Raw genomic sequence first — 13,417 nt, 5'->3', positions numbered from 1 at the left:
CCCCGCGCCGGCCTTACTGCTCCACGAAGTAGTAAGGCTGGCGATTGATCGACATCCGCTTGATCTCCTTCACCGGACGGGTCAAGTCATCGGTGTGGTCCAGCAGCGCAACGTTGCCGGGCTTGGCGCCGAGATAGCTGTGCAGCTCGGCCTCGGTTTGCAGGATCGGTAAATAGGCCTGCAGGTAAAACACGCTGGCTCCGGCGATACGCTCGTTGGGCCGGTACAGTACCACCTCCCGGCCTAAGTCTTTCAACGCCTGAACCTGGCTGATCACCGGTACGAAGGACTGGCGCACATCCGCTTTGGGCGCGAACCAGAAGGCGGCGATCAGGTAGCAACTCACGGCCAGGGTGAACACGCCGCCCACTATGGTTCTGTGATGCTTGTAGAGCGCGGGCTTGTGGGTTTTCAGCCAGTCCAGCAGCACCCTTGCATATTCCGCGGCCAGGACGGCGGCGGCCGGTGCGAGCGCCATCAGGTAAACGGTGCGTTTGCTCGACGCCAGGGTCAGCAGGGTGAACTGTGCCACCAGCCAGACGCTGAAGAACAAGTGGTAGCGGTTGCGCACCAGGCTTTTGCGAAAGTGCCACAGGCCCAGGTACACCAGGATGTTCCAAGGCAGGAACGCCTCGGGCAGCTTGGCAATGTAGTAGTAGAACGGCTCGTAATGCCCGGCTTCGACAAACGAGCCGCTGAAGCGGCCGACGCTGTTGGTCAGCAAGACCTCGGCAACGGCCTGCATACCCCCGCGTTGGAACAGGAAGCCTAGCCAGATCACCAGTGGCACCAGCGCCAATAAGGTAAACAGTGCCGGCTTGAGCCAGTTGCCAATCTGCAGCCGTTTGTCCATCAGGCTGGTGCTGGCCAGGTACACAAAAATCACAATGCCCGGCATCGCCAGGCCCAGCACGCCTTTGCTGAGGGTGGCGATCACCATCCCGGCGGTAAACAGTGCCCATGCGCCCACGCTGGAGCCTTGGCGATCGGGCCGCACTGCCTGGTAGAACGCCAACAGCGCAGTGGTCACGCCGAGGGTGAGCAGCGAATCCTCACCGACGCCGCGCGCATTGCTCCAATAGCTGGCCATGGTCGCCAAGATCAAGGCCGCGCTGAACGCCAGCGTCTGCGGTCGCCCGAACCGGCGCAGCATGGTGTAAAGGAGCATCACGCTGAACAATCCAGCAAACGCCGAGGCCAGGCGCACGGCCCAGGTGGTGCCGCCGAACAGGCGAATCGCCCCGGCGTCGATCCACAGGCTCAGGGGCGGTTTTTCCAGAAAGGGCTCTCGAAACAACTGGGGCACTACCCAGTTATTGTCCAGGTGCATGGCCATGGCGATCCCGGCGACGCGGGCTTCGGTGGAGCCTTGCAGCTCATGGTTGCCCAGGGCAAAGAAGAACAACAGACCAGCAAGCAGGAGCAGCAGGGAAGCAGGACGCGTCATGGAGTGTGGCTACCAGGGCAGGAGGACCGTCCGGGGGAACGGTCATTGCAATGGGCTAGTATCCGTTGGCGTTTCTGAATATTTCGTGAACGAGTGTTGGATTTTTGTAAGGCTGATTAGGCCGTTATGGCGCTTTCAAGCTGGGTATCGCTGCTTTGCCTTGGGCTGTCAGCACCGGCTCCAATTGCTCCCACGTAAAGCTCAGTTCGTTATCACAGCCATCGCCCTGGGCGGGTGTCGAAAGTTGCAGACCCTGGGTGTTGAAGCTCAAGTCGAAGGTGGAATAGCTGGTCACGGCCGGGCAGCCTTCGTCGACGGTGGTTTGCTTGGAAAGCCATGCGCTGAACGCTGCGGGCAGTTTGACCTGGCCGGAATAGGGGCCGTCCCATTGCTCCTCGCCTCCCAGCCACGTCCAGGGATCGACCTTTTTACCGGTTTGCAGGTTCCAACTGTGCAGGCCCCAACTGATGCCTCCGCGTCCGTAGCCTGCCGACCAGCGATAGAAACGCACGGTGATCCACTGTGATGACCAGTAGACCGGTTCCACCGTAATCTCGCTGGTCGTGGTGCTGCCGCCCTGGTCCAGTGAGTTGCGCCGCTCTCTATAGAAATCGGTCTGTCCGTCCGGGTTGATGGCCATCCGTGCGAGATCCCGGTTGATCTTATCGATGGCCTCCGTGTCGCCTTCAAGTTTGAGGATGACCTGCCCACCTTGGGTTTTCACCTGGTAGGCATGTTCGGCGAACGTCTTCCTCTCAACCTTCACCGCCGGTGGCGTGGCCTCAAGCGGGTTGTTGTAAGTGTCGCTGGCGCACCCGTCCGTGTCCGCGCGTTTCAGCATCAGCGCCAAGCTTTTGCCACCCAAGGCTTTGCTCCAGGTGCCGGTCAATAGGTCGTCCTGTGGGTCGTCCAACTGCCAGAAACCGGTTTGCCCTTCTTCCACCCAAGGCTCGCTGGCGTTGGCTTGGGTCAGCTGAATGGGGGTGAGGATCCGTTGGTAGTAATAACTGCCATTGGCGCCGTGGGGCCCGTTGAAACAGACAGTAATCGCCGATTTCCCCAGAGTGCCTGTCCAGACACCGGCCAGGTCGGCGGCGGTTGCAAGCAGAGGGGTGCAGGCGAGAGCGAGAGCGGCGAGTGGCTTGAACACGGGTATCGGACTTCCGGTTGTCTGATAGAGGGGATCAGGGTAATGGGAAGTGCGGTGGGATTCCAGAGAGGGACTCCCACCCGAAGCATTACCTGCCGGAACGCGTGGATTTCGTTCTCAATACGTTGGCAAGAAATCGTGCCGATCGGCGTGTATTTGGCGACGTTCACATGATGATCCTCGCCAGCATATCTTCGCCGTCTGCATCCATGCCAACCTCGATAAAGCCAAAACTGGAATAAAATCCTTTGGCGACGACGTTGTTGGGGTTGTAGCAAATCTCAATTTCTTTCAACTCTTCGATCTGTCTTATTTCATGCAGGGCGAGACCCAGCGCTGCTCTACCGATGGATTTCTGCTGATGTTTTTTGTCCACCATAAAGCGCCAGATAGAGACTTTTCCTTTTGATTCCTGCACCCACATTAAAAAGCCTACGACCTCTTCATCCGCAATGATGGCGCGTGTGAAGTAGCCCGGGTTGTACGCGGCTTCAACGAGCGACCAAGTATTACTAGCCACGTAGTCCTCTTGTTCTTCAGTGACCTCCAGTTCACAAATGGCCTCATAGTTTTGTTGCGTTATCTGGGTGAGTGAGATTTCCATCGCGTCGCCTGAATGAGGGTGATGATCGAGCTGAATTAATGTTTTATGGGTGTGTACCGCACCTGAATGGCAACGGTGTATCAAGGGAGGCCAGTTCTTCGTACAACCCCAGGTAAGGTTCTAGTCCCTCTTCGGTTTGTGCTCTTACACTTTCGAATATTCCAGCCATTCCTGGTAGGTGATCCGGCTAATGTGCTCTGTGCGATAGTCTTGGAGGAACTGGTTGTATTTGTTTTCTTCCGTGTGATGAAAGCGAAACCCACACTTCGATTGGGCAGCATGGGATTGGATGTTGTCGGCGAAGTAACCACACCACAGTGCTTTGAGGTTCAGGTTTTCAAAAGCGTGTCGCATCACTTCACGCACGGCTTCCGGAATCAGACCTTTGCCCCAGTACGGCACGCCGATCCAGTAGGCTATTTCCCCTTCCTGCTCACTGATTTCAAAATTGCTGTTGCTGCCTATGAGAATGCCCACACAACCAACAGCACGGCGATTTTCCTTCAATTCGACCGCATACACCTCTGGGTGATTGAAGACTGTGCGGATGATGTCGGCACTGTTCTCCACACTGGTGTGCGGGGGCCAGCCAGCGATGGGACCGACTCGGGCGTCTTTGGCATATTCGTATAGATCGGCGGCGTCTGTGTCCTGCCAGGGGCGCAGCAAGAGTCGTTCTGTTTTAAGTGTCATATCCCGTACTCGGAGTGGATGGGTGCGTTCGGGATAGAGTATTGGCAGACAGGCCATCGGTACACGCCAGTACCTCGGCTTCTTCGGTACTTTTCGCAACAACCGCGCCAAGCGCTGATACGATGATGGCTATTGTTTGTTATAGCGCTGGGGCACTATGCATCACATTCCGAAACTTTCCGTTCCTGACGATTCGATGCGGATGGGAGAAACCACGCTAGCGCAAGGGCAAGGTTTACCGCTCTCTTTCGGTCATGCTTACTTGACGTTGCTGGTATGCCTCTCCGGTAGTGCCCACTTCACTCTAAACTTCAAAGAGCATGCGGTCAGGCGCGGAGGAGTGATGTTGCTGGCTGAGGACACCATTGCCTTGCTCAAACGTCGCTCGCGCCGCTTCAAGGTTTTTTTCTGCCTTATGCCGAAAGATTTTGCAGCGGAGGTTGCCTACCCGCTGCCAAATAGTTTGTTCGTCTTTCTGCATGACCATCCCCATTGCGTTCCATCCAACGACGACATGCCACTGATAGACGGGTGGGTGACGCAGATGCGGAATATTGCGCAGACCTGTCCCTCTTACCAACGCATCATGTTGCGCAATCAGCTGCAGAACCTCTTTTTGAAAATAGCCGAGCAACTTCCAGCCAACCAAATAGAAAACCGTGGATTCAGCCGGAAGGAAATGCTCAGTTGGCGCTTCTGGGAATTGATAGGTAAACACTGCATCCGCAACCGGGATGTGAAGTTCTACGCTGACGCACTGAATATCACGCCGTTCTACCTGTCGCAGTTGACCAAAGCGTTTTTCAATGACACTCCCAAGGGCCTGATCGATCGGCAGGTAACCTTGGAAATCAAGGCGCTCCTTTCATACAGTGACTTGGCTATTGGCCGTGTGGCCGACGAACTGAACTTCGCCGACGCCTCTTACTTGTGTCGCTACTTCAAGCGCCAAACGGGGATTTCACTTTCCCATTATCGTAAGCACAAGAGGGAGAAGGAGAGCCATGAGTGACCTGCGGTGGTGAATCGGGCGCTGGATCGGTTGGACCTCCGACGTATCCCGACACCGGGCGGCGAGGGCATGAGTGCCCTTGCCACGGGGCTCATGAGCTATCGATCTGGTACCTGAACCCCTCGGCCGCCGCGCGGGAAATTCGGTATTCGAGCGGGGGAGATCAGGTTAAGCAAAGGCTCGGCGCGCCGGATCAAAAACATGATGACGACCTTGTTTCTCAGCGCCGATGGCAAGCCAATGTCTGCTGCGCAGTTTCTAGAAAGCCTGTTTGGCGTCCTTCCAGATTTCTTCAAAGACGAAGACGAACTGCGCTCCATTTGGGGTGGGCCAGACACGGAGCGGAGCGTCTTCGTTTACCGCGTCGGGCATCAGTTGCTAAGCGCAGAGAATCTTAGTGGGCGAGCGATTACAGCAGAGTTGCCGCGAAGGGCCGCTTTGGCACGGACAGCAGCCATTTCAAGCATCTGAGGGTCAGCTGCATAGACAGCATCAACCTGGCGGTCACGTAAGCTGCTTTTAAGGCCCATCATTTCCGCAAGGCTAAGGTCTTTTGAATGCTTGTGGCCGTTGATCATGGCGAAAGTACCCATAAGGGTGAAAATAGACTTGGATCTGAGGTTAACACCTCGCTCGGTCGGCTATAGGCGAAAGGCTGTGATTGCAAGGTATTGAGCGACGAAATGCATGGTTCTTCACGCTGCTCAGGTGTGCAATTCAGACTGGCTGAGCCGATCGGTAAATGATCGCCTACGGAGGCTAAAAGGCAAATAAGCCTATGAGCTTACTGAGTTACAGGTACAAAAAAGACGTCCTTGGACGTCTTTTTTCGTTGAAGTGCCGGGGTAATTTGAACGGAGCGGGTAAGGCATTGATCAGTAATACTATTTCCAGTAATCATTTTGTGCTGGAATACTGATTGGAATGCCGAGGGTATAGCTTTCCTACTCGATTAACCGCTGAGTCAAATTTATTCCAGCTGTATGAAATGATGCGCAGCACGCTAATTAATCTTGAATGCTAGTGAATTGCCTCATCGGATATACCTGCTGCATGCACGATGCGACTGCGTGTCCGCTATGGCCCGGTACACGAACGGTGCTCTCCAGTGTGGCTTCGGCCATCTTAGGGGGGATAAAGCTACGTGGTAATCAAAAAATAGCAGAACATATTTTCAGATATATATGGATTTAAGCGGGCTTAGATAAAAAGGTAAAAGCAGTAGCTCTCCACTTTTACCTTTCTTCTTTATTTAAAGGGCAAGATAGCCATCTTTGATTAGTTCTCCACGTAGCTTCCAAAGTTCGATGCATTGGCGTTCTGTAGGGAGCTTGTGTGGTATTTGTGCGGCGATTTTTAATAGATTTATCTGTCGAGGAGAAAGCTTTTCTTTTTTAACTCCCCAGTTTAATAGTCGAGTCCATTCAGCGCCAGGTAAGTCAACGACCATGATCTGAACTTGAATGCTGTCATCAGTCTTTTGTGTCGATTTGGATTTTTTACCTTCCTCGACAGATTGGCGCACTTCTTGGAGGAATTCATCGGCGTTTGAAACTAAGCTTATTTTTGTATCCTTCACCTGCTCCCAGCACGCCTGCATTTTTGCCCATTCAGTAACGTTGTCTTTAGGCCTGTCAGGATCGGTTAGCACATGGAAGACTTTTTCTGAAATTATGCACAATTGTTCGCATAGCGATTGTGGGACAGCTTGTGAGTCCCAAATTGTCCTAAAGTTAAGCTGTTTGCCAAGTGCATCTTCAGATATTAAGTTGTGCAGCTTAGCGATTGAGTACGTGACAATGTTCGCTCGGTACCCTCCTTGGTACCACGGCTGCTGACTGACCAAGGCTTCTGTTTTTCTGAAGATTATAGCTAAAGCAACTATCTTACGGAAATATTCTTCATTATAGATCTTGCCATCCGATGTCCATGACTTGGAGATGGTGTCGGCGAAGAATATGAAGTTTTTTTGAGCACCCATGCTTACTCTATGAGGCTGCTCCCGCCAGCTGTTCTCATATTTTGCAACATCAGTCTTTGTGAAGAGCTGACTTTTTGGATTTTGCATTAAGAAATGATTTTTTTGGGCAGTCGATAGTTTTGCTTGCTCATTTAGATATTGGCCGCGAGCTCTCTCATAGAACCAGTGTGTACCATACTGAGCACCGCCGCTTGGTGAGGTAAACAGCCTACGGGAAAACTCTTGAAGTCGAATGTGGAACGGATGGTTGGAGAAAAAGTCTGCGTCGCTTACCTTGTTTTGGCTATTCGCGTAACGTGCGATTTCTGGCGTTAACTCACCTGCTTTTTCTGGAGGCAAAACCGAAAGCTTCATTTGCACCATAACTTTCGAGAGGTCCAAGCATTCTTTGCGGGCAGCACCGCCTCTCTTCGCAAACGCTAATGATGCAGTGGTTTGTCCACCATTCACGATTTGCAGGTTAACGGCGCTTCGAATGCGCACCCCGCCCGCATCTTCTTCAAGTTCGACATTTTCAGCAGTAGCTGCAATTCCATTGTTGAAGGCGAAGAACATCTCAGGCTGATTGCGTATAGTGTTTTGAATAGCTGCGTTAACTTTCCCTTTAGTGCTGAGAAAGGTTCGAACGTTCCCTTCAAGCAATCTGCTGCCGTACATGTCGTAAATGTCTGCCAAGGTGTCCCCGGGAATCATACAGAGATAGGCGCTATAGTCCCCATGGGACTCGGCTGCAGCAAGACATTTCAGTCCACTGCTTCCAATTGAGGAGAAATCAACCACAAGATCATCCCGTCCTGTAGCTGATATATAAGCTGAATGGAATCTTCCGATATCCCAGATATGAAACTCGACTGGGGTTCCTCTCACTTGCTCTTCAGGCCAGCCTTTTTGGCGAGTTTTCAGCATGGCGTCGCTGACGAAATAGAAGCGATATTTAGTTATCTTTGAATGCCAATCCATTAGGTCACATGCAAAACCATGGCCTGGTTGGCTTTCGTCCACGCTACCGTCAGTCAAATTCCCGTCCAATGCTTCCTCTAGGAAGGCTCGCAAATCACCAATTGCAGCCTTGACATCGGAAGTAACGAATGAGGCAACTTCATCTTCATTGAAGAAATCAGCGACTAGTAGCGCCATTGAATTGTCTGCTTCATCAAATGCGTAGCCGTCGATGCGCAGCTTTTTGCGTTTTCCGTTAACACCTTCAAATCTACAAACTTCAAAGGAAAGAAGCTCTTCAGCCTCTATGAGTCTATCTCCGCAGTCCTCTACAAAAGCAGTGCGGATAAAATCACGTGAAGACTCCGCTTTTGAGCGAACGGCCTCTATAAAATCTTTATGGAAAGTATCAAGATCCATATGAACTGACCCGTGCGCTAGATTTGAAAGGCTGTGCAGTTATTAAGGTTTAGCTTGTATTTTACACTACTAAGACCTGGCGACAAATCTTGCGGTCGGATGCAAGGGAAGCCAGTAACTACTTTATAACGGGAGGTGCTATACAATATCATCACTTGGTTGTCATATTCCGGGTGTGTGGAGTACCCACATCTCAATAGGCAGTTTTCAAAGGCTGAGTAAGTTTCGAAGTCTGACTTAAGTGATTTTCGGATATCGTCAACCAGCTGATTCAGCGTAAAGCCATTAGCTGTGCTTTCTGCTCCGCTTCCCAGCTGAACAACAACAAGCTGCAATTCGCGGTAGGTATAATCGAGCTGTCTTTCAGATGCAATCGTCACCTCGTTTACTGATGGCCAGACAGTTTTTACTTCCCAAGCCAGCTTCTCAAATTGGAAATCTTGATCAGCCCGATCAGGCCCCTTCCAGCTCTGAATAGCTGCAGGCGCGCTGATCATCTCAATAAGTGATTTGAGGTGAAGAAGTTCGCCGCTCAACCCCCGGACTTGAGATTCGTTCAAGGTTTCTAGGTTGCCTCTTTCGAACAGCAGGCGCCAGCTAACTAGACGCGCTAAAACGAACGGAAGGCCATTAGACTTGTCGGAGCATTGGCGTGAAGATGCAATCAAATCTTCACAGAACAATCGAAATAGCTCAAAAAGATCTGGTTTTTCCAGAATGAATAGTAGAGACCATCGGCCATCTTCCCGGAGTACAGTGTGTATTTTCACTGATTGAAGTTCTAAGTCGACGCCGGGATTTTCTTGCGTAATCAACAATAGAGTGAATCGACCCAATGAATCCACACCTGCGTAGAAATCAAGGATGTGTTCCACGTCAACCCTGCGAAATCCTGATCCGACCGCTTCTGCTTTCACTGTGTCCCAAATAAGTTTGATTTTATTCGTCATCATCGTCTTCCTCATCATCGTTGTCATCAATTGAGGAGCTATCCCCGGACAACATATTTCGGAGTTCGACAAGGTTAATGCGATAAGCTACACGATGACTGCTGATATCAAGGGATGGAAAGCTTAGGCCTATGGCTACAAGCGCTTCGCAATCGGACGGCAGTTGAAACTTACTTTCTTTTCCCTCTTCGTTTCTGGGCTCAATCAAGTGGATTAGCAATAGCGGTGCCTGTCTGACGGCAGTGTATGCTTTGCCCGGAATTGTTTGGATACTCTTTTTGGCTTCGCTTCTATACCTAATCTCTGCTGCCTCGATTTCAGGCTTTGACAATCCTGCCTTCTCATCGGCCGCTGATCCCACCCGCAGTTTAGTCCCGTTAACAAGCAAGGCTTTTATATTGTCATCAATAGATATCTTGCGGACCCTTCTTTTTACCTCTAACTCTTCTGCGAATTTAATCGAGCTGCCGCTGCCCGTGGGTAAAGCCACATCCCAAAAATCAAGCTTATGGTCGGTGGATTTTTCAATAAAATCAGCCAGGCTAGATGTTTGCAGCTTTACGCTAAGAGGATGATTGATGAAGGCCTTCAGGAATTTTACGACCAGTTGCTTCGGTACGGACCGCCATACGGGGAAGGCGCCATCTTCCATCTTTTTAGAATCAGGACTGGTTGTTACTGATCGTATAAAGCTCTGCGCCTCCTTGTAGTTTGAGGAAACTATCGAGGGGTCTTTCAGTAAGCGGGGCGACTCCAAGCTTTCTTCAGTAATAGATATTATCTGGACGATTTCATCTGAGTCCCTCATTTTGTTTCTGGCGGTAATGAGTAAAGACTCAGGGTGAGATCTCACGCGAAGTCCAAAATCGATTGGTTTGAGGCGAGAGTTCTGCATTCGACGCACTTCGTTACGAAGCTCGTCAGTTGCCTCTGAAATATGTGCATACCAATCTGCTGTTTCTTCAGTCATCCAGATTTTACATAGATCTTCGTAACCGGATCGATAGCCGAACCACCTTCCCATTTGAAGTAAAGCATCATACATTTGAGTTGTTCTGTAGAAGTAACTAATACACAACCCTTCGAGCGTCAAACCACGCGCTAGGCTGTTGCCACCAACTGCTACTACCCTCAAGCCGTGTTCCTTGTAGGCAGTATAATCTAAGCTGGCCGGCCCGCTTTTTTGGTTTACTGCAGTAGTCTGAATCGGCATCGTAGAAGCTGAAAGTTGGGCTTGAACCTGCTGCCACGTTATTTCTAGGTTGGAGAAGTTTCTCTGAAATGCGTTGTATAGAGATTTAATGGAGTTATTACGTATGGCTTCATCGAAAGGTAGGGAAGCGTAATTTCGAATGTCTCCCTGCATCAGCCGGACTTCATGATCGAGGATGTCTCGGACTTGATTTTGTATCAAGGTGAAGTGACTAACGTTTACTAGCATGGATCTATGCTTTGGCATTCCAACACGAATGTCCATTAGCGTGTTAACTAAGAAGAAGCATGTGATCGCATCTTTAAGCGATGGCGGGACGCCCTCCACCACGCTGTCAGAGGCCTGTCCGCGCGGAAAGTAATCCTCGGCATCATCGATAACGTTTAAGCACTTTAGGTCGGAGTTTTCGCCAAAAATCCGGCTTGCCCCAACATAATTTGTAGGCGCGTCTAATGTGTAAATAAAATCGCGAGGGAATAGATCGTCACCCTCGACATTATTCGTTGTTTCAGGGTTGATGAATACGTTGGCAAACGGAGTTGCGGTAAACCCTACATAACTGGATCTCGGGAAAACTTTCAGCAGTCCACGGATCCCCGCATTTATAGCAGTTGCCTTTTTGGGGTTTGTATTGATAGAGGCATTGTCCGCCTCGTCATCAATAAGCAGAAGGGGGATGTCTATGTTTCCGCCGGAGCCAGCATTATAATTAACCAGCCACTCCACCAGGTTTTCGAGGATTCGCTTGTTTTTCTTAACTACAAGAAGAACAGGCTCTCTGTAGTCGTTTAACCTAAATCCAAGTTGGTTTACCATTGCCGCCCGGAAATCTACTACTGTAGATGTAAAGACACCCGCTGAGCGTGCACCATTGATTAATCCAACGCCAATTTCTTTGCGATGGCGCTTTCGATTGTTTACGACGCCCGAGCTATCCAGTCCTACAAACCCAGAGTCTAAACGTTCCTGAGTTTGTCTTCTCAAACTTTCTAGCGTCCCTGTCAACAGAATTACTAATTTGTACCCCGCATCTGCCGCCTTGCAAATCAAACCTGTATAGTTAGAGGTTTTCCCCGACTGCACGTCGCCCATTACTAAACCTCGGCGCGGCCATCCTGTGCGACCTGATGGATCTCCCATCAAATCTAGGATCTCATCCGTTACCTTATCTAGCGAGTTAACAACTTTGGGTCCCCAACCCTGCTTCAAAAGATCGGTTTGGTAGCGACTCCAATAAAATGGTTCGATTGCAGCTTTTTTAGCTCTCAGCCAAGGATTGTGTTCATCATAAACACAGTCCCCTAATCCCATGTCAACTGTGAGCGCTTCATGAAGCTTCTTAATAACTACTTCGAACTCGTCGTCCGTGACAGTGTAGGGCGGTATACTCCTTAGAGTGGACGCCAAGTCAAAGATGGCCCCTTCGGTTGGAACTCCATCAACTGTTAGGGCTGTGATAACTCCCAATTCCAAGCGACGAGCATTCGCTGACAGTACCATCCTTGACGTCTCACTCACGAGTTATATTCCTCAACAATTTTCTTTGTTAGTTCTGGATATAGATTAAATGGTTCTATTAAATGAAGCGACATTAGCAGTTGCCTTCTAGCCGGCGAATCTGCTGGCATATTTACTATAATTGTCGAAATCATATCGTTGATATTTTCGACCGCACTGTCACTTGCGAAATCAGGTCGGACGTCGCTTGCCATACGGTTGTATAAGGCGTCCGCAGGGAATGAGCTCTCAATAACCCCTAAAACTAGGTTGAATCGTGCTCTTCCTTCTTTGTCAAGAGATTTTGAGAACTCTGAAATTAGTGGGTGGTTTCGATTTACATCGAATCTAACACCTGATCTATCGAGAACTTCGTTCCAGCCAGGGGCGACATCAGAGTCAGAGATTTTGCGACCCTTAAAAGCGATCGTTCTGCCGCTGACGGATCTGATTCTGTCCACTGTGCGTTTTAAGTTTTGCCGAACCAACTCAGGCGGATGAGCGGCCGATTTTTTTATATCTAAAGTCCAAAGGTGATCAAGTGTGTTGGGGATATCCACCCGTACTCGCGCAAGCTTACTTAGCTCGTCTTTTCTTGCTAGGCGAAACCAAGTTCCCCAAATTATCAGTCTTCTATTTCTATATATATAGAATCCCTGCTGGCTTCGAAAGCCTTCGCTCCCGCCGATTAGCTGTACATCATTGCTACTAAGTTTGCTCATATGCGGCAAAATAAAAGGTTTGACTACGACCCTTTTGCCTTCGACGGAAAACTTCTCCTCGTCCAGAGGCTGAGTAGCTTTATGATTGGCCAAGAAAGGGTCAAACGGAACAACTGCAGAACCGTTGAGAGCCATTGATATTTTTGGCTTGCTCCCTTCTTTTGTTAGGAAACGATGGAAAACAAGTGATAGATGCTCGCGGGCCGCAAGCATTTTTGTTCCCAATGCGTTTTCTGGATCTGCTTCCCCAACAAGCAATTTGTCGAGTTCTTGCCACAGTACCATCGTTCCTGATTTTTTACTTTCTAGCTGACTAAAGTGAGGTAAGGCTTGGCAGTCTGAAAGTTCAAGCTGAAGCATGACCCAAGCGCCTTTTTCGATAACGACATCGAGATCCCAACAAAATGCGTTGATATCATCATCTTGTTTGGAAATGACAGTCATCCGGCGACATTGTGATATGGAGGCTGTCTTGAGCCCTAAGCCATACCGACCCATATCGTCTTCCCCCCTCTCTAAAAGAGGGTTTTTGCTGCCGTGTCGCATTGCGCTCTGCAATACCTCATGCGACATTCCTTTTCCGTCATCTATTATCGCGATGTAAGGGTTGTCAGTAGGGCGGAACTCGATGTGGATCTCTTTGGCATGGGCGGAAATACTATTATCAATTAAGTCCGCCAACGCCGAATCCAAGGTGTAGCCAATTGACCGCATTGATTCGAGCAGTGACGCTGCGTGGGGAGGGTGCTGAACCTCTATCATCGCACCAGTCTCCTAGTACAAAAGGTA

General features: G+C 50.2%; 10 protein-coding genes. 2 read left to right on the top strand and 8 right to left on the bottom strand.

Annotated features, from left to right (window positions below):
* Positions 1–13: 13 nt before the first annotated feature.
* The 4 genes from AC4PS7_RS24580 to AC4PS7_RS24565 form a co-directional block, all read right to left on the bottom strand.
* Positions 14–1,447 carry an ArnT family glycosyltransferase gene (locus tag AC4PS7_RS24580; RefSeq protein WP_010206660.1) on the bottom strand — a complete coding sequence of 478 codons (1,434 nt, stop codon included), beginning with the start codon at positions 1,445–1,447 and terminating at the stop codon, positions 14–16.
* 124 nt (positions 1,448–1,571) lie between these two features.
* A complete protein-coding gene (locus tag AC4PS7_RS24575) occupies positions 1,572–2,597 on the bottom strand; it encodes a hypothetical protein (RefSeq protein WP_044287915.1) in 1,026 nt (341 codons plus the stop codon).
* Positions 2,598–2,763: 166 nt separating this feature from the next.
* On the bottom strand, positions 2,764–3,201 hold the full coding sequence (locus AC4PS7_RS24570) for a GNAT family N-acetyltransferase (protein WP_492179810.1): 438 nt from the start codon (positions 3,199–3,201) through the stop codon (positions 2,764–2,766).
* A gap of 144 nt (positions 3,202–3,345) precedes the next feature.
* Entirely contained in the window at positions 3,346–3,894 is a 549-nt protein-coding gene (locus tag AC4PS7_RS24565) for a GNAT family N-acetyltransferase (protein ID WP_021492923.1), read from the bottom strand.
* A gap of 157 nt (positions 3,895–4,051) precedes the next feature.
* On the opposite strand from AC4PS7_RS24565, the gene AC4PS7_RS24560 reads away from it, so the two are divergent.
* Positions 4,052–4,906: a helix-turn-helix domain-containing protein gene (locus tag AC4PS7_RS24560; protein WP_492179809.1), complete on the top strand. Its 855-nt coding sequence runs from the start codon at positions 4,052–4,054 to the stop codon at positions 4,904–4,906.
* Positions 4,907–5,107: 201 nt separating this feature from the next.
* A complete protein-coding gene (locus AC4PS7_RS24555) occupies positions 5,108–5,377 on the top strand; it encodes a hypothetical protein (protein ID WP_492179808.1) in 270 nt (89 codons plus the stop codon).
* A gap of 781 nt (positions 5,378–6,158) precedes the next feature.
* On the opposite strand, the gene AC4PS7_RS24550 is transcribed toward AC4PS7_RS24555, so the two are convergent.
* From AC4PS7_RS24550 to AC4PS7_RS24535, 4 genes are read right to left on the bottom strand one after another with little or no spacing between them, the layout of a single operon-like run.
* A complete protein-coding gene (locus tag AC4PS7_RS24550; RefSeq protein WP_492179807.1) occupies positions 6,159–8,246 on the bottom strand; it encodes an AIPR family protein in 2,088 nt (695 codons plus the stop codon).
* A 17-nt stretch (positions 8,247–8,263) separates the two neighbouring features.
* Entirely contained in the window at positions 8,264–9,196 is a 933-nt protein-coding gene (locus AC4PS7_RS24545) for a PD-(D/E)XK motif protein (protein ID WP_282396337.1), read from the bottom strand.
* Complete coding sequence (locus AC4PS7_RS24540) at positions 9,186–11,927, bottom strand: Z1 domain-containing protein (RefSeq protein ID WP_492179806.1); 2,742 nt, start codon at positions 11,925–11,927, stop codon at positions 9,186–9,188. The genes AC4PS7_RS24545 and AC4PS7_RS24540 overlap by 11 nt, the downstream gene beginning before the upstream one ends.
* A complete protein-coding gene (locus tag AC4PS7_RS24535; protein ID WP_492179805.1) occupies positions 11,924–13,390 on the bottom strand; it encodes an ATP-binding protein in 1,467 nt (488 codons plus the stop codon). The genes AC4PS7_RS24540 and AC4PS7_RS24535 overlap by 4 nt, the downstream gene beginning before the upstream one ends.
* Positions 13,391–13,417 lie beyond the last annotated feature (27 nt).

Source organism: Pseudomonas sp. DW-iso3 (assembly GCF_058725305.1).
Note: the sequence above shows the minus strand (reverse complement) of the source record. Positions and strands in the feature narration are given on the sequence as shown.

What these genes read in the sequence shown, in the direction of transcription:
- AC4PS7_RS24565 (WP_021492923.1), bottom strand. Translation starts at nt 3,894, where the DNA reads ATGACACTTAAAACAGAACGACTCTTGCTGCGCCCCTGGCAGGACACA.
- AC4PS7_RS24555 (WP_492179808.1), top strand. Translation starts at nt 5,108, where the DNA reads ATGATGACGACCTTGTTTCTCAGCGCCGATGGCAAGCCAATGTCTGCT.
- AC4PS7_RS24550 (WP_492179807.1), bottom strand. Translation starts at nt 8,246, where the DNA reads ATGGATCTTGATACTTTCCATAAAGATTTTATAGAGGCCGTTCGCTCA.
- AC4PS7_RS24570 (WP_492179810.1), bottom strand. Translation starts at nt 3,201, where the DNA reads ATGGAAATCTCACTCACCCAGATAACGCAACAAAACTATGAGGCCATT.
- AC4PS7_RS24560 (WP_492179809.1), top strand. Translation starts at nt 4,052, where the DNA reads ATGCATCACATTCCGAAACTTTCCGTTCCTGACGATTCGATGCGGATG.
- AC4PS7_RS24545 (WP_282396337.1), bottom strand. Translation starts at nt 9,196, where the DNA reads ATGACGAATAAAATCAAACTTATTTGGGACACAGTGAAAGCAGAAGCG.
- AC4PS7_RS24580 (WP_010206660.1), bottom strand. Translation starts at nt 1,447, where the DNA reads ATGACGCGTCCTGCTTCCCTGCTGCTCCTGCTTGCTGGTCTGTTGTTC.
- AC4PS7_RS24535 (WP_492179805.1), bottom strand. Translation starts at nt 13,390, where the DNA reads ATGATAGAGGTTCAGCACCCTCCCCACGCAGCGTCACTGCTCGAATCA.